At 68.9% G+C, this 26,760-nt stretch carries 23 protein-coding genes and 1 pseudogene; 10 read left to right on the top strand and 14 right to left on the bottom strand.

Going from position 1 to position 26,760, the window contains the following annotated elements:
- Positions 1-9 precede the first annotated feature (9 nt).
- Both ripA and MTAB308_RS07200 read right to left on the bottom strand, forming a co-directional pair.
- On the bottom strand, positions 10-1,443 hold the full coding sequence (gene ripA, locus MTAB308_RS07205) for an NlpC/P60 family peptidoglycan endopeptidase RipA (RefSeq protein WP_077098789.1): 1,434 nt from the start codon (positions 1,441-1,443) through the stop codon (positions 10-12).
- 236 nt (positions 1,444-1,679) lie between these two features.
- Positions 1,680-2,228: an Rv1476 family membrane protein gene (locus MTAB308_RS07200; protein WP_077098788.1), complete on the bottom strand. Its 549-nt coding sequence runs from the start codon at positions 2,226-2,228 to the stop codon at positions 1,680-1,682.
- A gap of 316 nt (positions 2,229-2,544) precedes the next feature.
- Here MTAB308_RS07200 and MTAB308_RS07195 point away from each other — a divergent pair, with 316 nt between their 5' ends.
- Positions 2,545-5,358: an aconitate hydratase gene (locus MTAB308_RS07195; protein ID WP_077098787.1), complete on the top strand. Its 2,814-nt coding sequence runs from the start codon at positions 2,545-2,547 to the stop codon at positions 5,356-5,358.
- Between the two features lie 117 nt (positions 5,359-5,475).
- Positions 5,476-6,090 carry a TetR/AcrR family transcriptional regulator gene (locus tag MTAB308_RS07190; protein ID WP_077098786.1) on the top strand — a complete coding sequence of 205 codons (615 nt, stop codon included), beginning with the start codon at positions 5,476-5,478 and terminating at the stop codon, positions 6,088-6,090.
- A gap of 13 nt (positions 6,091-6,103) precedes the next feature.
- Here the strand turns inward: MTAB308_RS07190 and MTAB308_RS07185 are convergent, their stop codons facing one another.
- The 4 genes from MTAB308_RS07185 to MTAB308_RS07170 all read right to left on the bottom strand — a co-directional run bounded on the left by MTAB308_RS07185 (position 6,104) and on the right by MTAB308_RS07170 (position 9,624).
- The gene (locus tag MTAB308_RS07185; protein WP_077098785.1) at positions 6,104-6,310 is read right to left on the bottom strand and encodes a helix-turn-helix domain-containing protein; all 207 of its coding nucleotides are present in this window, start codon (positions 6,308-6,310) and stop codon (positions 6,104-6,106) included.
- A gap of 104 nt (positions 6,311-6,414) precedes the next feature.
- The gene (locus MTAB308_RS07180) at positions 6,415-8,052 is read right to left on the bottom strand and encodes an ABC-F family ATP-binding cassette domain-containing protein (RefSeq protein WP_077098784.1); all 1,638 of its coding nucleotides are present in this window, start codon (positions 8,050-8,052) and stop codon (positions 6,415-6,417) included.
- Positions 8,053-8,070: 18 nt separating this feature from the next.
- Positions 8,071-8,880, bottom strand: coding sequence for an enoyl-CoA hydratase (locus MTAB308_RS07175; RefSeq protein WP_077098783.1), 810 nt, complete (start codon positions 8,878-8,880; stop codon positions 8,071-8,073).
- Between the two features lie 33 nt (positions 8,881-8,913).
- Complete coding sequence (locus MTAB308_RS07170) at positions 8,914-9,624, bottom strand: GAP family protein (protein WP_077098782.1); 711 nt, start codon at positions 9,622-9,624, stop codon at positions 8,914-8,916.
- A gap of 325 nt (positions 9,625-9,949) precedes the next feature.
- On the opposite strand from MTAB308_RS07170, the gene MTAB308_RS07165 reads away from it, so the two are divergent.
- Positions 9,950-11,383 carry a condensation domain-containing protein gene (locus MTAB308_RS07165; protein WP_077098781.1) on the top strand — a complete coding sequence of 478 codons (1,434 nt, stop codon included), beginning with the start codon at positions 9,950-9,952 and terminating at the stop codon, positions 11,381-11,383.
- A gap of 15 nt (positions 11,384-11,398) precedes the next feature.
- Here the strand turns inward: MTAB308_RS07165 and trxA are convergent, their stop codons facing one another.
- Positions 11,399-11,755 (bottom strand): thioredoxin, encoded by a 357-nt coding sequence (gene trxA, locus MTAB308_RS07160; protein WP_077098780.1) that lies wholly within the window; start codon positions 11,753-11,755, stop codon positions 11,399-11,401.
- Between the two features lie 414 nt (positions 11,756-12,169).
- On the opposite strand from trxA, the gene MTAB308_RS07155 reads away from it, so the two are divergent.
- From MTAB308_RS07155 to MTAB308_RS07140, 4 genes are all read left to right on the top strand, one after another.
- Positions 12,170-13,231, top strand: a complete 1,062-nt coding sequence (locus MTAB308_RS07155) for a PE family protein (RefSeq protein WP_077098779.1) — start codon at positions 12,170-12,172, stop codon at positions 13,229-13,231.
- 78 nt (positions 13,232-13,309) lie between these two features.
- Positions 13,310-15,136 (top strand): acyl-CoA dehydrogenase, encoded by a 1,827-nt coding sequence (locus tag MTAB308_RS07150; RefSeq protein ID WP_077098966.1) that lies wholly within the window; start codon positions 13,310-13,312, stop codon positions 15,134-15,136.
- 63 nt (positions 15,137-15,199) lie between these two features.
- On the top strand, positions 15,200-16,000 hold the full coding sequence (locus MTAB308_RS07145; protein WP_245831298.1) for a DUF5666 domain-containing protein: 801 nt from the start codon (positions 15,200-15,202) through the stop codon (positions 15,998-16,000).
- Positions 16,001-16,080: 80 nt separating this feature from the next.
- Complete coding sequence (locus tag MTAB308_RS07140; protein ID WP_077098778.1) at positions 16,081-16,821, top strand: DUF5666 domain-containing protein; 741 nt, start codon at positions 16,081-16,083, stop codon at positions 16,819-16,821.
- 11 nt (positions 16,822-16,832) lie between these two features.
- Here the strand turns inward: MTAB308_RS07140 and MTAB308_RS07135 are convergent, their stop codons facing one another.
- The 7 genes and pseudogenes from MTAB308_RS07135 to MTAB308_RS07105 all read right to left on the bottom strand — a co-directional run bounded on the left by MTAB308_RS07135 (position 16,833) and on the right by MTAB308_RS07105 (position 23,137).
- The gene (locus MTAB308_RS07135; protein ID WP_077098777.1) at positions 16,833-17,180 is read right to left on the bottom strand and encodes a metal-sulfur cluster assembly factor; all 348 of its coding nucleotides are present in this window, start codon (positions 17,178-17,180) and stop codon (positions 16,833-16,835) included.
- Positions 17,158-17,644, bottom strand: a pseudogene (sufU, locus tag MTAB308_RS07130) (Fe-S cluster assembly sulfur transfer protein SufU); the annotation flags it as partial. The pseudogene sufU and the gene MTAB308_RS07135, both read right to left, overlap by 23 nt.
- Positions 17,641-18,876: a cysteine desulfurase gene (locus MTAB308_RS07125; RefSeq protein ID WP_077098775.1), complete on the bottom strand. Its 1,236-nt coding sequence runs from the start codon at positions 18,874-18,876 to the stop codon at positions 17,641-17,643. The pseudogene sufU and the gene MTAB308_RS07125, both read right to left, overlap by 4 nt.
- A 2-nt stretch (positions 18,877-18,878) precedes the next feature.
- A complete protein-coding gene (gene sufC / locus MTAB308_RS07120; protein WP_077098774.1) occupies positions 18,879-19,661 on the bottom strand; it encodes a Fe-S cluster assembly ATPase SufC in 783 nt (260 codons plus the stop codon).
- Complete coding sequence (gene sufD, locus MTAB308_RS07115) at positions 19,658-20,821, bottom strand: Fe-S cluster assembly protein SufD (RefSeq protein WP_077098773.1); 1,164 nt, start codon at positions 20,819-20,821, stop codon at positions 19,658-19,660. The genes sufC and sufD overlap by 4 nt, the downstream gene beginning before the upstream one ends.
- A 73-nt stretch (positions 20,822-20,894) precedes the next feature.
- The gene (gene sufB, locus MTAB308_RS07110; protein ID WP_077098772.1) at positions 20,895-22,340 is read right to left on the bottom strand and encodes a Fe-S cluster assembly protein SufB; all 1,446 of its coding nucleotides are present in this window, start codon (positions 22,338-22,340) and stop codon (positions 20,895-20,897) included.
- On the bottom strand, positions 22,337-23,137 hold the full coding sequence (locus MTAB308_RS07105) for a helix-turn-helix transcriptional regulator (protein ID WP_077098771.1): 801 nt from the start codon (positions 23,135-23,137) through the stop codon (positions 22,337-22,339). Before MTAB308_RS07105 ends, sufB begins: the two co-directional genes overlap by 4 nt.
- A gap of 173 nt (positions 23,138-23,310) precedes the next feature.
- Between MTAB308_RS07105 and mptB the strand changes: the two genes are divergently transcribed.
- The 3 genes from mptB (at position 23,311) to MTAB308_RS07090 (ending at position 26,749) form a co-directional block, all read left to right on the top strand.
- Positions 23,311-25,011 (top strand): polyprenol phosphomannose-dependent alpha 1,6 mannosyltransferase MptB, encoded by a 1,701-nt coding sequence (gene mptB, locus MTAB308_RS07100; protein ID WP_077098770.1) that lies wholly within the window; start codon positions 23,311-23,313, stop codon positions 25,009-25,011.
- Entirely contained in the window at positions 25,008-25,961 is a 954-nt protein-coding gene (locus MTAB308_RS07095; protein WP_108637220.1) for an ABC transporter ATP-binding protein, read from the top strand. The genes mptB and MTAB308_RS07095 overlap by 4 nt, the downstream gene beginning before the upstream one ends.
- Positions 25,962-26,038: 77 nt before the next feature.
- Positions 26,039-26,749: an ABC transporter permease gene (locus tag MTAB308_RS07090; RefSeq protein ID WP_245831329.1), complete on the top strand. Its 711-nt coding sequence runs from the start codon at positions 26,039-26,041 to the stop codon at positions 26,747-26,749.
- Positions 26,750-26,760: the final 11 nt, after the last annotated feature.

The raw sequence follows: 26,760 nt of genomic DNA, 5'->3' as shown, positions 1-26,760 counted from the left end.
TTCCTCGTTTTAATATTCGATGTAGCGGACCACATACGGCGTCATCCCACTGGTGCGGACGGGCGCGACGCGAACCTTCAGACCGATATCCGGGGCCTCGAGCATCTGGCCGTCGCCGAGGTAGATCGTCACGTGCTGGCTGCCGCCCGGTCCGTAGAAGATGACGTCGCCGCGGCGCATCTGCGACGACGGGATCTTGCGGCCGAGGTTGTACTGCGAACCCGAGTAGTGCGGCAGCTTGATGCCCACACCGGCGAACGAATACAGGACCAGGCCCGAGCAGTCGAAACCGGTGATGCCGGCGCCGGAGTCGATGCCCTTACTCGGCCCGGCCGCGTTGCCGCCACCCCAGGAATAGGGCACGCCGATCTGCGACATGCCGCGGCGGATGACGTACTCGCTGGCCTGGCGGCCGTACACGCGCGGAATCCGGGACGGGCGGCCCGGCGCGGCGTTGGTGATGCCGGTGTCGTCGGGCCGCAGGATGCCCAGCTGCTGCAGGAACCCCTTGCCCATGCTGGCGGTGACCTGCGTCGAGGTGGCCGAGATGCCCAGCACCTGGTTGATCACCGCGATCGGGTCACCCGGCACGTTGGCACTGGGCACCATCGGCAGCGTGGGGTCCCACACGCCGTCCCACTGCCGGCCCCCGGGGCGCGGTGTGCCGGCGGGCGCCCCGGGATCCCACCGGTCGCCCGACGCCGGCATGGCGGCGCCCCCGCCCTTGCCGGCCGACCACTGCAGCTTGGCCGCCTCGAGTTTGGCCTGCGCCTCGTCGCGCTCGGCGGCCAGGCGCGAGGCCTGCTCGCGTTGTTCACCGAACTTGCGCTTGGAGTTGGTGAGCGCCGCCACCGCGGCGTCCTGGCTGGCCTTGGCGTCGGCGGCGGCCTGGTCGGCCTTCTGTTTGGCCAGCCGCGCCGCGGACGCCTTGTTCACCTGTTCGGTGCGGGCCCGTTGCAACTTGTCCATCACCGCCTGGGAACTGGCGGTCAGGGTCCGGGCGGCCGATTCGGTGGCGATGATGTCGTCGGGGCTGGTCGCCATCAGGTAGCTGCCCGACGGGCCGTTCATATACGTCGCCGCCGCGAAGGTGTTGAACCGGTGCTGCGCGGCGGCGATCGCGGCGTTGGAGTCCGTGACCGACTGCTGGCTCGCCTCGAGGTCGTGCTGTGCGGCGGCCGCGTTGTCGCGCGCCGTCTCGACGTCGACCAGGGCCTTGTTGACGCTCTCCTGCTCGGTCTGGATTTCGGCCGTCAGGTCTTCCAGGCGCTGGTTGGCCCTGGCCACGTTGGCGATCAGCGCGGCCAGGCTGTCGGCGGCGGGGTCGGCGTCCGCCAGCCCCGGCGTGCATACCAGCATCGCCACACTCAGCACCGCCGGTATCACCGGCCGGACCAGCCCGGCGGCCGGTCGCACCGAGAACCCCCAGCGGGTACGTCTCATACGGCTCAGGTCTCCTACGGCTCAACGCGGACGGGCGGCGCCAGGCACGCAAACCTCGAAAGCGCCAACAACAGAGGCATCATTTGCACCGTACGTCACACAAGACGCGGTGGAAACGCGCGTCACAAACTGCACTCTGGACGTGCGTTTAATGTGACCGAACGGTGACCTAGGGGGTTTGCCGCACGCCGGGCCAGGCGGTTGCCCGACCCGGGGAGCCGAGCCGGATGCGCGTGTTAGACGCCTTTACCCGCCTCGGCCTCGGTGGTTTCCGGTGCACCGGCCTGCGTTGCTGCACGCTTGCCGCGCAACTGCAGGAATCGCGTGGCGACCGCCGCCGCGAGCACCCCGATCAAAAGAAATATGGTCAGGCCGGTCCAGGGAAACTCGGGCGACTGCAGCTCGTGCAGAAAATGCTGCGCCGAGACCACCGGATTGCCCGTCTTGGCGATGTCCTCGCCGGCCTCGAGCGTGACCCGCGGGAACTGCGTGCTGTAGCTGCCGACGTAACTCGGGCTGAGGGTCAGCACCGTGGCGTCGTGGTAGTCGGCGCCGACGACCGTGGAGATGTCGCGCAACGGCGTGTCGTTGGGCGGGTTGTGGTCGAGCAGCACGATCTTGAGGTTGATGCCGTCGGCATGCGCCTGGTTGACCACCTCGAGCAGTCCCGGCAGCGCGTCGGGCGGCGCGCTGACGCCGTCGACGGCGACCTTGGCCTTGATCGCGGTCATGTCGACGTCTTGCGGAATGTAGAGCGGCAGAACCAACGAATCGTGTCCGGTCATCGTGCCCCTCCTGCCCGTTGGCGCCCCGGCGTTACAGGCACCGTACCTACTTCGGTTCGCCGGATCGCGGGCGGCTTGCCGCGACACATAAACCTCGCACACGACACGCCGACGGGCGTCGCAACGTGTTATGCCTCGGCGCCACCGCCCGCGTTCGGGCCTCCAACTGGAACGCCCCAAGGGGTTTAAACCGCCGGGCTCGGCGACAAGACTGGATTGGGAGGTGCCGCGGTAATGCAGGACAAGCGTACTGTTAAAGTTGGCACGGCCGCCGACACGGCCCGTCGGTGGAAGAACTAAATCCTTGGGAGTTGAAGTGACTGATTCTGTGAACTCGTTCGGAGCCCGCGACACCCTCAAGGTCGGCGACAAGAGTTACCAGATCTATCGCCTCGGCGCCGTCCCCAATACGGAGAAACTCCCCTACAGCCTCAAGGTCCTCGCCGAGAACTTGCTGCGCAACGAGGACGGCAGCAACATCACCAAGGACCACATCGAGGCCATCGCGAACTGGGATCCCAAGGCGGAGCCCAGCATTGAGATCCAGTACACGCCCGCGCGCGTCGTGATGCAGGACTTCACCGGCGTGCCCTGCATCGTCGACCTGGCCACCATGCGCGAGGCCATCGGCGACCTCGGCGGCAAGCCCGACAAGGTCAACCCGTTGGCGCCGGCCGACCTGGTGATCGACCACTCGGTGATCGCCGATTTGTTCGGCCGGGCGGACGCGTTCGAGCGCAACGTCGAGATCGAATACCAGCGCAACGGTGAGCGCTACCAGTTCCTGCGCTGGGGCCAGGGCGCATTCGACGACTTCAAAGTGGTGCCGCCGGGCACCGGCATCGTGCACCAGGTCAACATCGAGTACCTGGCCAGCGTCGTGATGGAGCGCGATGGGGTGGCCTATCCCGACACCTGCGTGGGCACCGACTCGCACACCACGATGGTCAACGGCCTGGGCGTGCTCGGCTGGGGCGTGGGCGGCATCGAGGCCGAGGCGGCGATGCTCGGCCAGCCGGTGTCCATGCTGATCCCCCGGGTGGTCGGCTTCAAGCTGACCGGCGAGATCCAGGCCGGCGTCACCGCCACCGACGTCGTGCTCACGGTCACCGAGATGCTGCGCAAGCACGGCGTGGTCGGCAAGTTCGTCGAGTTCTACGGCGAGGGCGTGGCCGAGGTGCCGCTGGCCAACCGCGCCACCCTGGGCAACATGAGCCCCGAATTCGGTTCCACCGCAGCGATTTTCCCGATCGACGAGGAGACCATCTCCTACCTGAAGTTCACCGGTCGCAAGCCCGAGCAGCTCGCCCTGGTCGAGGCGTACGCCAAGGAACAGGGCATGTGGCACGACCCCGAGCACGAGCCGGTCTTCTCGGAATACCTCGAACTCAACCTGTCCGACGTGGTGCCGTCGATCGCCGGGCCCAAGCGCCCGCAGGACCGGATCGCGTTGTCGGACGCCAAATCCACGTTCCGCGAGCAGATTCCCGGCTACGTCGGCGACGACCCCGACAAGAAGGATTACTCGAAGCTGGACGAGGCGGTCGACGAGTCCTTCCCGGCCAGCGACCCCGGCGCGCTGGAGAACGGCCACGCCGACGACCATCCGCCGGTCGAGTCGGCCGCAAGGCACGCCAAGGGCCGGGTGAGCAACCCGGTGACGGTCAAGTCGGAGGAATTCGGCGAGTTCGTGCTCGACCACGGCGCGGTGGTGATCGCGGCGGTCACGTCGTGCACCAACACCTCCAACCCGGAGGTGATGCTGGGCGCGGCGCTGCTGGCGCGCAACGCCGTCGAGAAGGGCCTGGCGTCCAAGCCCTGGGTGAAGACCACGATGGCGCCCGGCTCTCAGGTGGTCCACGACTACTACGACAAGGCCGGGCTGTGGCCGTACCTGGAGAAGCTCGGCTTCTACCTGGTCGGCTACGGCTGCACCACGTGCATCGGCAACTCCGGACCGCTGCCCGACGAGATCTCGAAGGCCATCAACGACAACGACCTGTCGGTGGCGGCCGTGCTGTCGGGCAACCGGAACTTCGAGGGGCGCATCAACCCCGACGTGAAGATGAACTACCTGGCGTCGCCGCCGCTGGTGGTCGCCTACGCGCTGGCCGGGACCATGGATTTCGACTTCGAGTCCCAGCCGCTGGGCACCGACAAGGACGGCAACGACGTCTTCCTGAAAGACATCTGGCCGTCGCAGAAGGACGTCTCGGACACCATCGCCTCCGCGATCAGCCAGGAGATGTTCACCAAGAACTACGCCGACGTGTTCAAGGGCGACGAGCGCTGGCGCAACCTGCCGACCCCCAGCGGCAACACCTTTGAGTGGGACCCGGATTCGACGTACGTGCGCAAGCCCCCGTACTTCGAGGGCATGTCGGCCGACCCGGAGGCGGTGAAGGACATCAGCGGCGCCCGGGTGCTGGCGCTGCTCGGCGATTCGGTGACCACCGACCACATCTCCCCCGCCGGCAGCATCAAGCCGGGCACCCCGGCCGCCCAGTACCTCGACGAGCACGGCGTGGAGCGTAAGGACTACAACTCCTTCGGCTCGCGGCGCGGCAACCACGAGGTGATGATCCGCGGCACGTTCGCCAACATCCGGCTGCGCAACCAATTGCTGGACGACGTCGCCGGCGGCTACACCCGCGACTTCACCCAGGACGGCGGCCCGCAGGCGTTCATCTACGACGCGGCGCAAAACTATGCGGCACAAAACATTCCGCTGGTGGTGCTGGGCGGCAAGGAATACGGGTCGGGCTCGTCGCGCGACTGGGCGGCCAAGGGCACGTTGCTGCTGGGCGTGCGGGCGGTGATCGCCGAGTCGTTCGAGCGCATCCACCGCTCGAACCTGATCGGCATGGGCGTGATCCCGCTGCAGTTCCCGGAGGGCAAGACGGCGCAGGACCTGGGGCTGGACGGCACCGAGGTCTTCGACATCACCGGCATCGAGGCGCTCAACGACGGCAAGACGCCGAAGACCGTGCGGGTCAAGGCCGCCAAGGATTCCGGCGACCCGATCGAGTTCGACGCGGTGGTGCGCATCGACACCCCCGGCGAGGCCGACTACTACCGCAACGGCGGCATCCTGCAGTACGTGCTGCGCAACATGCTCAAGTCCGGCTAGTGGCGATCGCAAGCGCAGCGGGTCGCCACAACAGGCCGCAGCCGGGCGCAGCGGGTCGCCGCAAGAAGCCGCAGCGGGGCGCTGCGGGTCGCCACCTGAAGATCTAGCAGGCTGCCGGTGCCAAAAGTCAGCGAGGACCATCTGGCGGCGCGCCGCCGCCAGATCCTCGACGGTGCCCGTCGCTGCTTCGCCGAGTACGGCTACGAGAAAGCCACCGTGCGCCGGCTGGAGCAGGCGGTCGGGATGTCGCGCGGTGCGATCTTCCATCACTTCCGAGACAAGGACGCGCTGTTTTTCGCGCTGGCGCACGAGGACGCCGAGCGGATGGCCGACGTGGCGTCCCGCGAGGGCCTGATTCAGGTGATGCGCGACATGCTCGCGGCGCCCGACCAGTTCGACTGGCTGGCCACCCGGCTGGAGATCGCGCGCAAGCTGCGCAACGACCCCGTGTTCAGTCGCGGCTGGGCGGAGCGTTCCGCGGAGCTGGCGGCGGCGACCACCGATCGGCTGCGCCGCCAGAAGGAGGCGCACCGGGTGCGCGACGACGTGCCCGCCGACGTCTTGAAGTGCTATCTAGAGCTGGTGCTCGACGGCCTGGTGGCCCGGCTGGCCTCCGGCGAAGACCCGCGGCGGCTGGCCGCGGTCCTCGACCTGGTGGAAACCTCGGTGCGGCGCAGCGATTCCCGGAATTCGGGCCGCAAGCGTAACGCCACTGCGAATGAGGGGACGTAATTTCGCAGTGACGCTACGCCCGCGTGGACTGGCGCGGGGCCGACGTGTGGTTGGGGCCGCCGCGGCCGCGCAACGTGATGCCGGCCTGAAGCAGCATGCTGTGAATCGATCCGTAGGACTTGCCGGTGGTGGCGACCAGGTTGCGAATGCTGGCGCCGCGCTCGTACGCGTTGCGTAGCTCGTACAGCGTCTGCTCGCGCGTCTTCTTCGGCTTTCTCAACTGGCTCCCCTCCAGGCTCGGACTCGCTCCCCAAGCACATAGAGTAAGAAGCCATCGCCGGTCGCGGGCCGCTTTGGCCGAAATCGCCTGCGGCCACTCGCGGATCAAGCCAGCTCGATGAGGTCCCGGTAGTCGTCGGACCAGTAGTCCTCGGTGCCGTCGGGCAACAGCACGACGCGCTGCGGGTCAAGGGCTTCGGCCGCGCCCGGGTCGTGCGTCACCAGCACCACCGCGCCCCGGTAGCTGCGCAGCGCGTCGAGGACCTGTTCGCGCGACGCGGGATCGAGGTTGTTGGTCGGTTCGTCGAGCAGCAACACGTTGGCGGTGGACGCCACCAAGCCGGCCAGCGCCAGCCGGGTCTTCTCCCCGCCGGACAGCGTCCCCGCCGGCTGGTCGAGCTGCGGACCGCTGAACATGAACGCGCCGAGCAGGCCCCTCAGCTCCTGTTCACCGGACTCGGGGGCGGCGTGCCTGACGTTCTCCCAGACCGTCGCGTCGTTGTCGAGCGTGTCGTGCTCCTGCGCGAAATAGCCGATCCGCAAGCCATGCCCGGGCTCGAGGCCCCCGCTGTCGGCACTTTCGACGCCGGCCAGCAACCGCAGCAGCGTGGTTTTGCCGGCGCCGTTGAGGCCCAGCACCACGACGCGCGATCCGCGGTCGATCGCCAGATCGACGCCGCTGAACACCTCGAGCGACCCGTAGGACTTGCTCAATCCCTTGGCCACCAGCGGCGTGCGCCCGCAGGCGGCCGGGGTGGGGAACTTGATCCTGGCCACCTTGTCGGCGACCCGCTCCTCGTCGAGCGCGGCCATCATGCGGTCGGCTCGGCGCAACATGTTCTGGGCCGCAACGGCTTTGGTGGCCTTGGCGCCGAGCTTGGCCGCCTGCGTGCGCAGCGCTGCGGCCTTGCGCTCGGCGTTGGTGCGCTCCCGGCGACGACGCTGCTCGTCGGTGGCGCGGGCGTCCAGGTACTTCTGCCAGCCCATGTTGTAGACATCGACCTCGCCGCGCACGGCGTCGAGGAACCACACCCGGTTGACGACGTCGGCGAGTAGCTCGACGTTGTGGCTGATGAGCACCAGCCCGCCGGTGTGCGCCCGCAGGAAATCGCGCAGCCAACCGAGCGAATCCGCGTCGAGGTGGTTGGTCGGCTCGTCGAGCAGCAGCGTGGTCCCGGACCCGGAGCCGGTGCCCACTCCTTCTGCGGCGGCGAACAGGATGCGCGACAGCTCCACCCGGCGGCGCTGCCCGCCGGACAGCGTCCGCAGCTGCTGGGTCAGCACGCGTTCCGGCAGGCCCAGGCTCGCGCAGATGCGGCCGGCCTCACTCTCGGCGCCGTAGCCGCCCAACGCCACGAACCGCTCCTCGAGCTGCCCGTACCGCCGGATCGCGCGGTCGCGCGCGTCGTCGTCGGCGACCTCCGCCATCAACGCCTGCTGCTTCTCGAGATCGGTGAGCAGGACGTCCAGTCCGCGGGCCGACAAAACCCGGTCGCGGGCCAGCACGTCGAGATCGCCTTCCTTGGGATCCTGTGGCAGGTAACCGATTTCGCCGATGCGAGCGACCGAGCCGGCGTACGGCTCGGACTCGCCCGCCAGGATGCGCAGGGTGGTGGTCTTGCCCGCGCCGTTGCGGCCGACCAGCCCGATGCGGTCGCCGGGCTGCACGCGCAGGTCCGGGCCGTCCGGTGAGAGCAGGATGCGCGCACCGGCGCGGACCTCGAGGTCCGTGGCAGTGATCACGATCGCTCTCCTAGTGGGCTATTTGTCGTCGGTGAACACCGGCGGCCGCTTCTCCGCGCGCGCGGCAACCGCTTCTTCGAAGTTGGCGGTGAGCAGGCGGACGAAGAGCTGTCCCAGGCCTTCGGCTTGCATGTGCCCCTCCAGGCTACCGGCGTCGAGCCCGCTCCACAGTGTGCGCTTGGTCAACTCGGTTCCGGGCCGCGAGAAGGCGGCTATGCGCGCGGCGATCGCGTAGCAGGTGTCCAGCAGCTGCTCCCCGGGCACCTGGCATGACACCAGCCCGATGCGCTCGGCCTCCTCGGCGGTGACGTCGCGACCGGTCAGCATGATCTCGAACGCGCGCGACGACCCGATGGCACGGGGCAGCAGGTAGCTCAGGCCCAGCTCACTGGCGGTCAGGCCGTTGTTGATGCCCGCGGCCCGGAAGTAGGCGCCGGTCGAGGCCACCCGGATGTCGGCGGCCAGCGCCAAACACAGCCCGCCGCCGATCGCGGGGCCATTGACCGCCGCGATCACCGGCTGGTGGAGCCGCCGCAGCGCCAGGATCACGTCGTCGAGCAGCTCCATGGACCGCAGCGCATACGTCGGGCGGGTCAGCCCGTCGACGTGGGGCACCGACCCGGCGGACTTGTGGTCGGCGCCCGAGGAGAACCCGCGACCCGCCCCGGTCAGCACGACGACGCGCACGGAATTGTCGTAGGTGACCTGCTCGAGGGCCTCCTTGAGCGGCACCATGACGTCGAACGCCATGGAGTTCATCCGTTCGGGCCGATTGAGGGTTATCAGCGCGACACCGGGCCGCGGTTGCTCTACCAGTACCAGACTCACCCGTGAAAGGTAGCGTGCCGGAACGCCCGAGGCTCAGACGTGGCCCATGCCGGTGGTCATCAGGAAAACGCCCAGCACGGCCACGACGAGCCCGAGCACGGCCCGCCGGCGGGCCTGCACCCAGTCGTGCACGCGCGACATCACCGCGCCCGTCCGCGCCGGCGCGACCACATGGCAGACCAGCGGGATCTCGGCAAACGCCAAGCCGACCAGCGTGTATGCCGCGGCCGCGCTGACCTGGGCGCCCAAGGCGGCCCCCGACGCCAGGATCACGGTGAGCGCCGCCAGGTAGCGAAAGTCGGTCGTGATCCCCACCCCGACCAGGAAAGTGATCCACGGCGGCCCGGCCCGCAACGCCTCGGTGGCACGGGTCGACAATCGCGAGAGCGCCGTCGGTGCGGCCGGGCTGGACGGGCCCCCGGCGGGCAGCGTCGCGGGTTGACGTGAAAAGCCGACCGCGATCAGCGCGGCCACCACCAGCGCGAACACGCCCATCGCTATCTGAATCCGCCCGGCCGTGGAGGTCGAGGTGGCGAGCTCCACCTTGTCCATGAACCCGAGCACGATGTCGTGCAGCCCCACGAGCGCACCCAGGGCCAGAACCACACCGACCGCCATCCCGCCGAGCCACAATGCGACCAGATGAAGCACGGGCCGTCGCCGGGAAAACAGCAGCAGGGCGATCCCGATCCGCCCCGGGTCCACCCCGGCGACCAGCGCCAACGCCAGCACCGTGCCCCACATGGGCGCGACTTTACCGCGGGAGGGGCGCGTCGCGTTCGTACTTCCAGGCGATTGGGCGGCCGGTGGGTGATGCGCTCGAGTCGCCGCTGCGGCGGTGGGCGCGTACGTTAAATGTCTTCGAAACGCCCCACTCGGGCTGCTTCGGTCTGCTAATTTAGCCACCATTGGTGCGTGTCGGCTATGACGCCGTGATGCGTACCGGTTGGCCGCGCAAATAGGCTGGGCCGCAACGAGATCCGACCACTGGAGGTAGTTCGCGAAGAATCGAGCCGTGGCCGAGTCTATGAATCCGCTATGCCCACGCGGTGAAGCGATCAGGGAGGGAATGTTGTTCATCCCAGGAGAAGAGGCGTTCGGGGCCCTCGACGAATGGGCGCCGGAGCCTGGGTCGGTCGTGTGTTGGCATCCCTCACCCGCCGCGCTTGCCAAGGTCAGGCAGGCGCCGATAAGCGCCGTGCCGGCCAGCCACCAGCAAGCCCGGCACCTGCGCAACTTTCGCGACCACGCCAGCCGTGGGGTCGACATGTCCCGGCTGTGCATTGGCAGTTGGGACATGCCCGGCCAATGCGACATCCGAGTCCTGACGTACGTCATCAACACCCACCTGCGGCGGCATGACACATATCACAGCTGGTTCGCGTTCGCCGAGGACGACCGGATCGTTCGGCACACACTCCGCAAACCCGGCGACATCCAATGTGTTCCGATCCGGCACGGCGAGATGACACCGGAGGCATTGCGGGAGCACATCGTTTCCACGCCGACCCCGCTGGAATGGGATTGCTTCAGGTTCGCGATCATTCAGCGCGCGGACCACTTCACCTTCTGCTTCGCCATCGACCATCTCTACATCGACGCCCAATTCCTGGGGGCCATCCGCCTCGAGCTGTATCTGATGTACACCTCCCTCCTCGCCGGCGGAGCGCCGCCGCCGCTTCCGGCCCCGGGCAGCTACACGGATTACTGCGTCCGGCAACACGAGTACACCTCGGCCCTCACGCTGGATTCGCCGCAGGTGCGTGGCTGGGTCGACTTCTTCGAGGAGAACGACGGAACCCTTCCGGAGTGCCCGGTGTCGTTGGGCGATGGGTCGGGGCCCTGCGACCTGATGTTCGTGCGGGTGATGGACGAGCGGCAGACGGCCAACTTCGAATCCGCTTGCATCGCAGCGGGTGCGCGTTTCAGCGGCGGCGTTTTCGCCTGCGCCGCCCTTGCGCAATATGAATTGACCGGCGCCGAAACGTATTACGGACTTGTCGCGTGTGATACCCGCAGCAGCCGTGCGGAGTTCCTGACGATCGGTTGGTTCACCGGCTTTGTCCCGATCACCATCCCCGTCGACGCATCGTCCTTCGGTGATACCGCCCGCGCCGCGCAGAAGTCGTTCGACTCCGGCAAAGCGCTGGCGAACGTGCCGTTTTCTCGCGTGCTGGAACTGGCGCCGTGGTTGAGGATGCCGGACGGGCGCGTCCCCCTGCTGTTTCACCTCGACGCCAGCAGCCCTCCGCTGTCCACCATCGTCAAGTCCGAATGGGGCGGCTCGAACATCAAGATCCACCACGACGGCGGCGTCCCGGCCCGATTCGACTTGCGCGTCAACCGCTACGAGAACGAGACGCACGCGATGGTGTTTTTCCCAGACAACCCGGTCGCGCGCGAGTCGGTCGCCCGTTACATCGAGACGCTGAAATCCATCTACGTCCGGGTCGCCGAGGGCCGCGGCGCGGTGGCGCCGCTGTGCAGCGCCGCCGCGCTGTAGCGGCACCCCGTCTGATCAGGCTTGCTCGGCCTCGGTCTCGGCCGCCTCGACGTCGAAGGCCTTGATCTGCTGCACCAGGTCCTCCAGGGCCGCCGGCGGCAGCGCACCGGCCTGGTTGAACAGCAGTTTGCCCTTCTTGAAGGCCATCAGCGTGGGAATGGACCGGATCTGGGCGGCCGCCGCGAGCTGTTGTTCGGCTTCGGTATCGACCTTGGCGTACACGACGTCCGGGTGCTTCTCCGACGACTCCTGAAACGTCGGCGCGAACTGGCGGCAGGGGCCGCACCAGGACGCCCAAAAGTCGACGAGGACGATGTCGTTGCCCTCGATGGTTTCGTTGAACTTCTCGGCAGTGAGATCGCGTGTTGTCACAACTGCCTTAACGCCGGTAACCGAGGGAGTGTTCCCGCGGGTTGTCCGGACCCGACCAGGTCTGACGGATCGCGGCCGAGCCGATCGGCCATACCGGCGCTGCCGTCGCGATGGCGTGCCGTCGTTGCGGCTGCACCGTTGGATGATCATGTGTTTGAGTTTGCTTTGGCCGATCCACGAATATCGAATTGCGTTCCAGTCGGCCGTTGAATTCGCCACTGTACCGGGCAAGCGGCCGCCCCACCGCCCGCTCCGTGGGGATTCCTCCGCCCTCGGGGCGCATACCGAACACCCGGTGAATTATGTACGTGTGCAATCAAATTCACTATGCAACGGGTGCCAAATTGGCAAACCAAACCCACCGACAGGGCGGTAGGATACTGCCGTCGCCGACGCTTCAGCTGGAGGTGCGGAATGTCGTTTTTGGTCGCAGATGCGGAATCGATGTCGACGGCCGCAGGGAATTTAGCGCGCATCGGTTCGACAGTTAACGAGGTTAACTCCGCGGTGGCGGCCCGGACGACCGCCCTGGCCGCCGCGGGAGCCGACGAGGTGTCGGCCGCAATCGCGGCGGTTTTCGGCGCGCACGGCGCAAGCTATCAGGCGCTGAGTGCCGAGGTCGCGGCCTTTCACGACCAATTCGTGCAAAACATGTTTGGCGGTGCGGCAGCGTATGCCTCCACCGAGGCCGCGGGCACCAACCCGTTGAAGCCGCTGTTCAACCTGATCAACGAGCCGAGTCGGCTGCTCCTCGGACGCCCCCTCATCGGCAACGGAAACAACGGCGCGCCGGGTCAAGCCGGCGAGGCCGGCGGCATCTTGTTCGGAAACGGCGGGCGTGGCGGGGACGGCGTCGCCGCCGGCCAGGCCGGCGGGCGGCTCGGTTTCGGTGGGGCCGGCGGCACCGGCGGCCTGGGAGCCAACGGCGGTGCCGGCGGCAGGGGCGGCCTGTTCTTCGGCGGCGGCGGCGCCGGGGGCGCCAGCGGCGGCGGCGGCGGCTCCGGCGGCCTCGGCGGCTCCGCGTTGCTGATCGGGGCCGGCGGCGCCGGCGGTACCAGCCCCAACGGCATGGGGGCCGGCGGAGCCGGGGGCAACGGCGGCCTGCTGTTCGGCGCGGGCGGTGACGGCGGCGGCACCTCCCTCGGCGTTGCCGGCAACGGCGGCAGGGCCTTCCTGATCGGCGACGGCGGCACCGGCGGACTCGCATCCAACGCCGGCCAGGCCGGGACCGGCGGCAGCGGCGGGTTTTTCGTCGGCAGCGGCGGTGCAGGCGGCGCCGCCCCGATGGGCGGCATCGGCGGCCAGGGTGGCCAGGCGGGGCTGATCGGCAACGGCGGGGCCGGAGGCAACGCCAATATCAACGCCGGCAATGGCGGCAACGCGCTGCTGATCGGCAACGGCGGCAACGGCGGCAGTCCAAACGGCACGGGCGGCCAGCGCGGACTCCTGTTCGGCGTGAACGGCGCGAACGGCTAGCCGCCCTACCTACGGTTGCGTACGTTTTCTCCCCTCCGACACACTGAGGACCGATCGGCCTGAGTGGAGGGAATTGCGTTGGGCCACTACATCGCCAATGTCCGTGATCTCGAGTTCAACCTGTTCGAGGTCCTCGACATGGGCGCCGTCCTCGGCGCCGGACAATACAGCGACCTCGACGAGGACACCGTCCGGACGATTTTGGGCGAGGCCGCCCGCCTGGCCGAAGGCCCGGTCGCCGAATCGTTCGCCGCGGCCGACCGCAACCCGCCGGTCTTCGATCCCGCCGAGCACACGATCAGCGTCCCGGACGAATTGGCCAAGACGGTGCAGGCGATCAAGGATGCGGGGTGGTGGCGGCTCGGGTTGGCCGAGGAGATCGGCGGCATGCCGGCGCCGCCCCCGCTGGCCTGGGCGGTCACCGAAATGATCCTCTGCGCCAACCCTTCCGCGAACTTCTTCAACTTCGGCCCGTTCATGGCGCAGGCGCTGTACGAAGAGGGCACCGAGCAGCAACGGCAGTGGGCGGCAGTCGGTGTCGAGCGCGGCTGGGGGGCCACCATGGTGCTCACCGAGCCCGACGCCGGATCCGACGTCGGGGCGGGCCGCGCCAAGGCCATCCAACAAGCCGACGGCACCTGGCACATCGAAGGCGTCAAGCGGTTCATCTCCGGCGGCGACGTCGGCGAAACCGCCGAGAACATCTTCCACCTGGTGCTGGCCCGGCCGGAGGGCGCCGGCCCGGGCACCAAAGGGTTGAGCCTCTTCTACGTCCCCAAGTACCTGTTCGATCCCGAGACGTTCGAACTCGGTTCCCGCAACGGGGTTTTCGCCACCGGACTGGAACACAAGATGGGCATCAAGTCCTCGCCGACGTGCGAATTGACGTTCGGCGACGGCGACGTGCCGGCCGTCGGCTACCTGGTCGGCGACGTGCACAACGGGATCGCGCAGATGTTCACCGTGATCGAGCAGGCCCGCATGACGATCGGCGTGAAGGGGGCCGGCACCCTGTCCACGGGCTACCTGAACGCGCTGGCTTTCGCCAAGGAGCGGGTGCAGGGCGCCGACCTCACCCAGATGGCCGACAAGACCGCGCCGCGGGTCACGATCATCCATCACCCCGACGTTCGCCGCAGCCTGATGACACAGAAGGCGTACGCCGAGGGCCTGCGGGCGCTTTACATGTATGCCGCCGCCCATCAGGATCCCGATGTCGCGCAACGTGTTTCGGGCGCCGATCCCGATATGGCGCACCGCATCGACGACCTGCTGCTGCCGATCGTCAAGGGGGTGAGTTCCGAGCGGGCCTACGAGATCCTGACCGAGTCGCTGCAGACGCTGGGGGGCTCGGGCTTCCTGGTCGACTATCCGCTCGAGCAATACATCCGCGACTCCAAGATCGATTCGCTCTACGAGGGCACCACCGCCATCCAGGCGCTGGATTTCTTCTTCCGCAAGATCGTCCGCGACCGCGGCCAGGCGCTGCAGTTCCTGACGGCGCAGATCGGCCGCACCATCGACGCCTGCGACGAGGCGCTCAAACCGCAGGCCGAGCTGGTCCAGGCCGCGCTCGACGAGGTCACCGCCATGACGGGCGCGCTGACCGGATACCTGATGTCGGCCACGCAGCAGCCCACCGAGATCTACAAGGTGGGCCTGGGATCGGTGCGGTATCTCCTCGCGGTCGGCGATTTGCTCATCGGCTGGCGGCTGCTGGTGCAGGCCGGCCTCGCCCACGCCGCGCTGGCCGGCGCCACAGCGAGCGACAGGCACTTCTATCAGGGCAAGATCACGACCGCGACGTTTTTCGCCAAGAACATGCTGCCCCGGTTGGCCGCGCAGCGCAGGGTCCTCGAATCGATCGACGACGACATCATGCGCATCTCCGAAGACGCCTTCTGACTGGGTGTTTCACAGCTCCGACACAGCTCCAGCGGGTACATCTTTTCGTGGTCCAACTCACGAATGGGGGAAACGTTGATATCTGCAAGCTGTCCCACGTCCCGGCTCACCCGGTTCGCCATCCTGGCCGCCACGGGGGCCACCGCGCTGTCCGTCGCGGCGTGCGGGTCGTCGAATCAGTCGGCTCCCACGTCGGCGTCCACCTCCACCTCGACGGTGACCTCGACGACGACGTCGCAGGCGCCGGCCCAGAACGAGGCCAAGGTGAGCGGCCTGATCGCGTCCGTCGCGGGTAATTCGATCCAGGTCACCAAGGAAGACAAGAGCAACGCCGCCGTGAATTTCACCTCGACGACCAAGATCACCGAGGTCTCCCCGGCCACGCTGAGTGATGTCACCGCGGGCAGCTGCGTCACCGTGCGGCCCACCAAGGAAGCCCAGGGCGGACAGCAGCCGGTCACCGCGGCATCGGTCCGCGTCAGCCCGTCCGTCAACGGCACCTGCCCGAAGCCCAAGGAGTCCGGACCGGCCGCCGGCCCCGGTTCCAGCTCGCCCGCCCCCTCGGGCTCCCCCACGCCGGCGCCCGCGAACGCGCAGCCGGTGCGGGGCTCCGTCGCGTCGGTGACGGGAAACACGATCAGCGTCGCGGGCACCGACGCCAGCGGTAACACCACGCAAACGTCGGTGACGGTCGACGACAAAACGAAGTACACCAAGCTCACCACGGCCACCCCCGACGCGATCGCCCAGGGCAAGTGCGTCAACGCCCGCGGAACCATGGACAACGCCGGCACGCTGCAGGCGACGTCGATCAACGTGCGGGCCGCCGTCGACGGCAAGTGCCCGGGCAAACCGCGCGGGTGACCCCGGTTACGCCGCGGTGAAAACCGGGTTCGGGCGGGTACTCACGTTCGAATCCGCAACGCAAGATCGGAGCCACGTCGATGTCTGCCGGCAAGGTCAAGCCTCGGCTGGCTCAGGTCGCGTTCGTCGGGGTCATCGCCGTCATCGCGTTGAGCGTCGCCATGTGCCACTCGGACGGCACGGCGAGCCATAACAACACCGGCAAGCCGACGGTGACGGCGTCGCCGCCCAGCCCTGCGCCGGGCGCGCCGTCGCCGCCGGCTCCACCTCCCCCCGCCCCGAAGGACTACGTCGAGGGCCTGGTCGAGTCGGTGTCGGGCGGCACGATCCAGCTGCGCACGCGGACGGGGTCGGCCACCGTGGACTTCTCCGCGTCGACGCGGGTCGTCGAGGTCACCCCGGCCCAGCTGGCCGACGTCACCCCCGGCAGCTGCGTCAACGTGCGCGCCACCCCGCAGAGCGCCCCCGCGGGTGGGTCCATCACCGCGCAATCCGTGACGGTCACCTCAGCCGTCGACGGCAAGTGCCCGCCGCCGGCGGGGTTCTACGGCACGGTCAGCTCGGTCTCGGGTAACACCATCGCCGTCAGCGGCATGGGCCCCCAGCCGACGCCCACCACCGTGACCGTCGCGAACTCGACCTCCTACCAGAAGCAGACGCCGTCGGACTCCCAGGCGATCGCGAACGGCACGTGCATGGGCGCTCAGGGGACGCAGGACGCCGGTGTGCTGCACGCGATGACGATCAGCCTGCAGGCGTGCCCGCCGATGGGACATCCGCACCACCACCTGCACCTGCCGCATCTGCCCTTCCACATCTAGGAAGGGCCCGTTCAGACGGTGAAGCCGAGGGCGCGCAGCTGCTCGCGGCCCTCCTCGGTGATCTTGTCCGGGCCCCACGGCGGGTTCCATACCCAGTTGATCCGCAGGTCGTCGACCAGGCCGGCGCCGACGAGCGCGCTGCGCGACTGGTCTTCGATGACGTCGGTCAGCGGGCACGCCGCCGACGTCAGGGTCATGTCGATCAGGGCGACGGTTCCCTCGTCGCCGTCCTCGACATTCAGGCCGTACACCAGCCCCAGGTCGACGACGTTGATGCCGAGTTCGGGGTCGACGACGTCGCGCATCGCCTCCTCCAAATCGGCCAGCAATTCGTCGCCCGGTGTGGTGGTTTCGCTCATTTCTGGTCCTCCTCGAAGCTCGCGCTGGCCTGGGCCAGCGCGTCCTTGAACGCCATCCACCCGAGCAGCGCGCACTTGACCCGCGCGGGGTACTTGGCGACCCCGGCGAACGCGACGCCGTCGCCCAGCACGTCCTCGTCGCCCTCGACGGTGCCGCGCGAGGACACCATCTCGGTGAAGGCGGTCGTGGTCTTGAGCGCCTCACCGACGCTGTGGCCGATCACCTGCTGGGTCAGCACCGAGGTCGACGCCTGGCTGATCGAACAGCCCTGCCCGTCATAGGAGACGTCGGCGACGGTTTCGCCGTCGTCGGACAGCGTGACCCGCAGGGTGATCTCGTCGCCGCACACCGGGTTGACGTGGTACACCTGCGCGCCGAACGGCTCCCGCAGCCCCCGGTGTTGGGGGTGCTTGTAGTGATCGAGGATCACGTCCTGATAGATCTGCTCGAGGCGCAACGTCAGCCTCTCCCGAAGAAATCCAGCGCGCGACGCACGCCGGCCACCAGGCGCTCGACCTCGTCGACGGTGTTGTACACCGCGAACGACGCCCGCGCGGTGGCCGCCAGCCCGAACCTGCGGTGCAGCGGCAACGCGCAATGATGCCCCACGCGCACCGCGACGCCGTCGTCGTCGAGCACCTGCCCGACGTCGTGCGCGTGCACGCCGTCGACGACGAAAGACACCGGCGAGCCGCGGTCTTCGGTCGACGCCGGGCCGACAATGCGCACGCCGTCGATGCCGGACAGGCCCTCGATGGTCGCGGCGACGAGTTCGCGTTCGTGGGCCTCGACGGCGTCCATCCCGATGGCGCCGAGATAGCGCGCGGCGGCGGCCAATCCGACCACCTGCGACGTCATCGGGGTGCCAGCCTCGAAGCGCTGCGGCGGCGCCGCGTAGGTCGAGGCTTCCATGGCGACCGTCTCGATCATCGACCCGCCGGTGAGGAAAGGCGGCATGGCGGCCAGCAGCTCGCCGCGCCCGTACAGCACGCCGATCCCGTTGGGGCCCAACATCTTGTGCCCGGAAAACGCACCGAAGTCGACGCCCAGCGCGTGAAAGTCGACCGGCCGGTGCGGCACCGACTGGCAGGCGTCCAGCACGGTCAACGCGCCCACGGCCTTGGCTCGGCCGACCAGTTCGCCCACCGGGCCGTGCGCGCCGGTGACGTTGGAATGATGGCTGAAGGCAACGACTTTCACCCGCTCGTCGAGTTGCAGCGAGTCCAGGTCGATGCTCCCGTCGTTCGTGACGCCATACCAGCGCAACGTGGCCCCGGTGCGCCGGGCGAGCTCCTGCCACGGGACCAGGTTGGCGTGGTGTTCGAGCTCGGTGGTGACGATGACGTCGCCGGGCCCGACGGCGCGCTGGAAACGGTTGTCGCCCAGCACGTATGACACGAGGTTGAGTGCCTCGGTGGCGTTCTTGGTGAACACCACTTCGTGCGCGTCGGCGCCGACGAAGGCCGCGATACCGGCGCGGCCCTGCTCGTAGGCGTCGGTGGCCTCCTCCATCAGCTGGTGGGCGCCGCGATGCACCCCCCCGTTGGAGGTCAACAGGAATTCTCGCTCGGCGTCGAGCACCTGCAGTGGGCGCTGCGACGTCGCGCCGGAGTCCAAGTACACCAACTGGTTTCCGCCGCGCATGATGCGCTTGAGGATCGGAAAGTCGGCGCGGATCGCCGCAACGTCCAACATGCCTAGGCCCCTGTTGCCGCCGCTTGGGTAAAGCGGACGTATCCGTTCTGCTCGAGCTCGTCGGCCAGCTCCGGTCCACCGGATTCGGCGATCCGGCCGCCGACGAACACGTGCACGTGCTCCGGGTGGATGTAGCGCAGGATGCGGGTGTAGTGCGTGATCAACAGGACGCCGCCGTGCTCGGACTCGGCGTAACGGTTGACGCCCTCGCTGACCACCCGGAGCGCGTCGACGTCCAGGCCGGAGTCGGTCTCGTCGAGGATGGCGATCTTGGGCTTGAGCAGTTCCAGCTGCAGGATCTCGTGGCGCTTCTTCTCGCCGCCCGAGAAACCCTCGTTGACGCTGCGCTCGGCGAACACCGGGTCGATCTCGAGCGAGGTCATCGCCGCCTTGACCTCTTTGACCCAGTGGCGCAGCTTCGGGGCCTCGCCGCGGACGGCGGTGGCCGCCGAGCGCAGGAAGTTGGACACCGACACCCCGGGCACCTCGACGGGATACTGCATGGCCAGGAAAATCCCGGCCCGCGCGCGCTCGTCGACGCTCATCGCCAGGACGTCCTCGCCGTCCAGCGTGATCGAGCCCGACGTGACGCGGTACTTGGGGTGGCCGGCGATGGCGTACGACAGCGTGGACTTGCCGGAGCCGTTGGGGCCCATCAGGGCATGCGTCTCACCGGATTTCACCGTCAGGTCCACGCCCTTGAGGATGGGGATGTCCCGTTCCCCCTCCGGCGCGTTGGGGTCGTCGACACTGACGTGCAGGTCCTTGATTTCGAGAGTGGTCATGAGGCCTCTATTGTTTCCGTCTTCTCCGTGATGGCCAGTTCGTGTTCGATGGCGGCGGTCAGGCGTTCCCGCACCTCGGGCACCGCGATTTTCGAGATGATCTCCCCGAAGAACCCGCGGATCACCAGGCGGCGCGCCTGCTCCTCCGGGATGCCGCGCGAGCGCAGGTAGAACAGCTGCTCGTCGTCGAAACGCCCGGTGGCGCTGGCGTGTCCGGCCCCGGCGATCTCGCCGGTCTCGATCTCGAGGTTGGGCACCGAGTCGGCGCGCGCGCCGTCGGTGAGGACCAGGTTGCGGTTCACCTCGAAGGTGTCGGTGCCGGTGGCGTTGGCGCGGATCAGCACGTCACCCACCCACACGGTGTGCGCGTCGGGCAGCGCAGAGTCCGGATCCCCCTGCAGCGCACCCTTGTACAGGACGTTCGATCTGCAGTCGGGCTGCGCGTGGTCCACCAGCAGCCGCGACTCGAGGTGCTGGCCGTCGTCGGCGAAGTACAGGCCCAGCAGCTCGGCGTCCCCGCCGGGGCCGGAGAACCGCACGTTGGCCGACATCCGCACGATCTCGCCGCCCAGCGTCACCGCCACGTGCCGCAGCACCGCGTCCTTGCCGAGCCGCGCGTGGTGGGCGGACAGGTGCACCATGTCGTCGGCCCAGTCGGCGATCCACACGACCGTGAGCCGGGCGGCGTCGCCGACCACGAATTCGACGTTGTCGGCGTAGGTTCCGCTGCCCCGCTGGTCGACGATCACCACCGCCTCGGCGAGTTCCTCGACGCGGATCTGCAGGTGCCCGTAGGCCACGGCGCCTTCGCCCGGCCCGGTGACGGTGACGTTGATCGGCGCGGCGATTCGCGTGTCGCGACCGACGGTGATCAGCGTCGCGGAATTGAACGCCGAAAACGCCTGGGCGGCAACGCGGTCGGCCGGAGCGCCACCGTCCCCGAGCCGCTCGTCGCCGCGGCGGACCGTGTCGACCCGCAGGCCGGGCTGCTCGGCCACGTCAATGTGGGCGCGGCCGGTGGCGTTCGCCGAGCCGTCGTGCAGCCCGCGCAGCCGCCGCAGCGGGGTGAACCGCCACAACTCGTCGCGCCCGTGCGGAACCTCGAACGCGTCAACGTCGAAGGAGGAGAACAGCTCCCCCTTGTTCAAAGCGGCAGTCACGTGCGGCGCTCTCCCCCGCCAGCGGGAGGTGCCCCCACCTCGTCGCTACGCTCTGCATCGTCCTCGCCGCGCGTCATCCGACCGCGCCCTCCATCTGCAGCTCGATCAGCCGATTGAGCTCGAGCGCGTACTCCATCGGCAGCTCTTTGGCGATCGGCTCGACGAAGCCGCGCACCACCATGGCCATCGCCTCGTCCTCGGTCAGCCCGCGGCTCATCAGGTAGAACAGCTGGTTCTCGCTGACCTTCGACACGGTGGCCTCGTGGCCCATCGTGACGTCGTCCTCGCGGATGTCGACGTACGGGTAGGTGTCGCTGCGGCTGATCGTATCGACCAGCAGCGCATCGCATTTCACGCTCGAGCGCGATCCGTGGGCGCCCTTGTTCACCTGCACCAGGCCGCGGTAGGAGGTGCGGCCGCCGCCGCGCGCCACCGACTTGGACACGATGTTGCTCGAGGTGTTCGGTGCCAGGTGCAGCATCTTGGCGCCGGTGTCCTGGTGCTGGTCCTCGCCGGCGAACGCCACCGACAACACCTCACCCTTGGCGTGCTCGCCGGTCATCCACACCGCCGGGTACTTCATCGTCACCTTCGACCCGATGTTGCCGTCGACCCACTCCATGGTGGCGCCGGCCTCCGCCCTGGCCCGCTTGGTCACCAGGTTGTAGACGTTGTTCGACCAGTTCTGGATGGTCGTATAGCGCACGCGCGCATGCGGTTTGACGATGATCTCGACCACGGCCGAGTGCAGCGAATCCGACTTGTAGATCGGGGCGGTGCAGCCCTCGACGTAGTGCACGTAGGAACCCTCGTCGGCGATGATCAGGGTTCGCTCGAACTGGCCCATGTTCTCGGTGTTGATCCGGAAGTAGGCCTGCAGCGGGATGTCGACGTGCACGCCGGGCGGGACGTAGATGAACGAGCCGCCGCTCCACACCGCGGTGTTCAGCGCCGAGAACTTGTTGTCCCCGGCCGGAATCACGGTGCCGAAGTACTGCTGGAAGATCTCGGGATGCTCGCGCAGCGCCGTGTCGGTGTCCAGGAAGATGACGCCCTGCTTCTCCAGGTCCTCGCGGATGGAGTGGTAGACGACCTCCGACTCGTACTGGGCGGCGACACCGGAGACCAGCCGCTGCTTCTCCGCCTCCGGGATGCCCAGCTTGTCGTAGGTGCTCTTGATGTCCGCGGGCAGATCGTCCCAGGTTGCGGCCTGCTTCTCGCTGGAGCGCACGAAGTACTTGATGTTGTCGAAGTGGATGCCCTCGAGGTTGGAGCCCCAGTTCGGCATCGGCTTCTTGTCGAAGATGCGCAGCGCCTTGAGCCGGGTCTGCAGCATCCACTCGGGCTCGCTCTTCTTCGCCGAGATGTCGCGCACCACCGCCTCGGACAGCCCGCGCTGCGCGCTGGCGCCCGCGACGTCGGAGTCCGCCCAGCCGTAGCCGTAGCGGCCCAGCGAGGCGATCGCCTGCTCCTGGGTCAACGGCTCGACGGTCTTGCTGGCCTCGGGCGTGAGTGTCATGCGGACGCTCCTTCGATGGTGGTGGTGTCGCGGCGCGGGCTGGGCGCCTTCGAGACCGGAACAGTGAGTGGCACGTGGGTGGTGCAGGCGCAGTTTCCGTTGACGATCGTCGCCAACCGCTGCACGTGGGTTCCGAGCACCTCGGCCATCGCCTGCTGCTCGGCCTCACACAACTCGGGGAATTCCTCGGCGACGTGGGACACCGGGCAGTGGTGCTGGCAGATCTGCACCCCGTGGATCGGGCCGCCCACCCGGGCCGTGGTGGCGACGTAGCCGGCCTTGGTGAGCGCGCCGGCGACCCGCTCGGCGGCCGCCTCGACGGCGGCGTCCTCGGGGCTGTCGGCCGCCTCGACGCCGGCCAGGATGGAGTCGATGCGCTGCCGGGCGAACGTGCGGACGGCGTCCTCGCCGCCGATCTCCCGCAGTTGCCGCATGGCTGCCGCCGCCAGGTCGTCGTAGGCGTGGTCGAGCTTGGCCCGGCCGGCCCCGGTCAGCCGGAAGCGCTTGGCGGGGCGCCCGCGGCCCACCTGCCGCCACGGCTCGGCGGCCACCGATTCGGCGTCGCCCGCCTCGATCAGCGCGTCGAGGTGGCGCCGCACGCCGGCGGGGGTCAGCCCGAGCCGGTCACCGATCTCGACGGCGGTGATCGATCCGGATTCCAGCAGCAGGCGCACAACGGCGCGGCGGGTGTGACCATCCGGCACCGCGGCGCCAACCGGGGCCGCGGGCGCCTCATCGAGGCTGGTTCGGATTTTCACAACACCAGTGTGACGCAATTCCGGGGATCGGTCCACCAAGGGTCCCCTGTCTCTTCGTTGCGCTGGTCACACTCGCCAGGACGCGGGAGTGCCCCCCAACGCCGGGCCGCGCCGCGCTTGCGATCACCGCAGTACGGCTACTGCCGATCGCCCTGCTCCTCACCGGGCCCGCGTGTCCGCGGCCCGCATCGTCGCAGGGCTAGGCTGCTCTGATGGCAGCCCGCCACCACACGCTGAGCTCGTCGATCGCCAGCCTGCACGGCGACGAGCAAGCGGTGGGTTCGCCGCTGAACGATACCGAGCTGACCGTCCTGCGCCGCACCCGCCTGTTCGGTGCGACCGGCACCGTCCTGATGGCGATCGGCGCGCTGGGCGCCGGGGCGCGGCCCGTCGTCCAGGACCCGACCTTCGGGGTCCGGTTGCTCAACCTGCCGTCGCGCATCCAGACCGTGTCGCTGACCATGACGACGACCGGGGCGGTCATGATGGCGCTCGCCTGGCTGATGCTCGGCCGCTTCGCGCTGGGCAACAGGCGGATGTCGCGCGGCGACCTGGACCGCACCCTGCTGCTGTGGACGTTGCCCCTGCTGATCGCGCCGCCGATGTACAGCAAGGACGTCTACTCCTACCTGGCCCAGAGCCAGATCTCGCTGGAGGGGCTCGACCCCTACAAGGTGGGTCCGGCATCCGGTCTGGGTCTCGGCCACGTGTTCACGCTGTCGGTCCCGACCCTGTGGCGCGAGACGCCGGCGCCCTACGGCCCGTTGTTCCTGTGGATCGGACGCGGGATCTCGTCGCTGACCGGGGAGAACATCGTCGCCGCGGTGCTCTGCCACCGGGTCGTGGTGCTGGCCGGGGTGGGTCTGATCGTGTGGGCCACCCCCCGGCTGGCCCGGCGCTGCGGCGTCGCCGAGGTCAGCGCCCTGTGGCTGGGCGCGGCCAACCCGCTGCTGATCATGCACCTGGTCGCCGGCGTGCACAACGAGGCGCTGATGCTCGGGCTGATGCTGGCCGGCGCCGAGTTCGCGCTGCGCGGCATCGACTCGCCGCGGCTGCTGCCCGCGTCGTGGCGGCCGGGCCCCGATTGGGAACCGCTGGGCATGCTGCTCGTGGGCGCGATCCTGATCACCCTGTCCTCGCAGGTGAAGCTGCCGTCGCTGCTGGCGCTGGGGTTCGTCACGATGGCGCTGGCCTACCGCTGCGGCGGCACCCTGCGGGCGCTGCTGCTCGCCGGCGGCGGGATGGCGGCGCTGGCGCTGGCGGTGATGGCCATCGTCGGCCGGGCCAGCGGGCTCGGCTTCGGCTGGATCTACACCCTGGGCACCGCCAACGTGGTGCGCAGCTGGATGTCGCCGCCGACGCTGCTGGCGCTCGGGACCGGGCAGGTGGGAATCCTGCTGGGCCTGGGCGATCACACCACCGCGGTGTTGGGGCTCACGCGCGCCATCGGCGTGCTCATCATCATGGTGATGGTGGCCTGGCTGCTGGTGGCCGTCTTCCGCGGCCGGTTGCACCCGATCGGCGGGCTGGGCGTCGCGCTGGGCATCACGGTGCTGTTGTTTCCCGTGGTGCAGCCCTGGTACCTGCTGTGGGCGATCATCCCGTTGGCCGCCTGGGCCACCCGCACCGGCTTCCGGGTGGCGGCGATCGTCATCACCCTCATCGTGGGCATCTTCGGCCCGACGGCCAACGGCGACCGCTTCGCGCTGTTTCAGATCGTGGACGCGACGCTGGCCAGCAGCCTCATCGTGGCGTTGCTCATCGCCGTGACCTACACCCGGCTGCCGTGGCGCCAGCTCCCGCCGACGAAGCCGGAAACGAACGGGCGGGCGGCCATCACACTGCCCGCCCCGGCGGCGCCCGAGACCCCCAGTTCCGAGGCGGCGCCCGACGCCTACGCTGATTCCACGTGAGCCCGGTCCCCCAAACGCCCGACACGGTGGTGCGGCTGCGCGGGGTCAGCAAGCGATACGGGTCCGGCGCGGGGGTCGTTGAGGCCGTCTCCGATCTGGACCTCGAGGTGCGCACGGCCGAGGTGCTGGCGTTGCTGGGCCCCAACGGCGCCGGTAAGACCACGACGGTCGAGATGTGCGAGGGCTTCGTGCGCCCGGACGCCGGCACGATCGAGGTGCTCGGCCTGGACCCCGTCGCCGACAACGCACGGCTGCGCGCGCGCATCGGGGTGATGCTGCAGGGCGGGGGCGGCTATCCGGCGGCGCGCGCCGGCGAAATGCTCAGCCTGGTGGCCTCCTACGCCGCCGACCCGCTGGACCCGGCGTGGCTGTTGGACACGCTGGGCCTCACCGACGCGGCCCGCACCACGTATCGGCGGCTCTCCGGCGGCCAGCAGCAACGGCTCGCGCTGGCGTGTGCGCTGGTCGGCCGCCCCGAGCTGGTGTTTCTCGACGAGCCCACCGCGGGCATGGACGCCCACGCCCGGCTGCTGGTCTGGGAGCTGATCGACGCGCTGCGCCGAGACGGCGTGACGGTGGTGCTGACCACCCATCAGCTCAAGGAGGCCGAGGAGCTCGCCGACCGGCTGGTCATCATCGACCACGGCGTGACGGTGGCCGCGGGCACGCCGACGGAGCTGATGCGCGCCGGGGCCAAAGACCAGTTGCGGTTCAGCGCGCCGCCGCGGCTCGAGCTGTCCCTGCTGGTCTCGGCGCTGCCGGAGGACTACAAGGTCACCGAGGTGACCCCCGGCGACTACCTGGTCGAGGGCCCGGTCGACCCCCAGGTGCTGGCGACCGTCACGGCCTGGTGCGCGCAGATCGACGTGCTGGCCACCGACATGCGCGTCGAGCAGCGCAGCCTCGAGGACGTGTTCCTCGACCTCACCGGCAGGAAGTTACGGCCTTGACCGACAACAGGACCCAGTCCGGCGTCTTCCCCGCCGGAACCTTCGCGCCCGACCCGCGCCCCAACGCCGTGCCCCGGATGCTCGCCGCCCAGTACGGGCTGGAGCTCAAGCTGCTGCTGCGCAACGGCGAGCAGCTCCTGCTCACCATGTTCATCCCGATCACGCTGCTGGTCGGGCTGACGCTGCTGCCCTTCGGCTCGTTCGGGCACAACCGCGCCGCCACCTTCGTGCCGCCGATCATGGCCCTGGCGGTGATCTCCACGGCGTTCACCGGGCAGGCGATCGCGGTCGCGTTCGATCGCCGCTACGGCGCGCTGAAACGGCTCGGGGCCACCCCGCTGCCGGTGTGGGGCATCATCGCCGGGAAGTCGCTGGCGGTGGTGACGGTGGTGTTCATGCAGGCAATCTTGTTGGGCGCCATCGGTTTTGCACTCGGCTGGCGGCCGGCCCCGGCGGCGCTGCTGTTGGGCGCGGCCGTCATCGCGCTGGGCACCGCGGGCTTCGCCGCCCTGGGGCTGCTGCTCGGCGGGACGCTGCGGGCCGAGATCGTGCTCGCGGTCGCCAACCTGATGTGGTTCGTGTTCGCCGGGCTGGGCGCGCTGACCCTGGAATCCGGGATGATCCCCGCGGGGGTGAAGTGGGCGGCGCGGCTGACCCCGTCGGGCGCGCTGACCGAGACGCTATCGCGGGCGATGGCGCTGTCGGTGGACTGGTTCGGCGTCGTCGTCCTGGCGGCGTGGGGCGCGGCGGCGGCGCTGGCCGCGCGGCGCTGGTTCCGCTTCACCTGACGCCGAGGGCT

Source organism: Mycobacterium terramassiliense, from assembly GCF_900157385.1.
GTDB lineage: Bacteria > Actinomycetota > Actinomycetes > Mycobacteriales > Mycobacteriaceae > Mycobacterium > Mycobacterium terramassiliense.
This window is presented reverse-complemented; position numbering and strand designations above follow the sequence as displayed.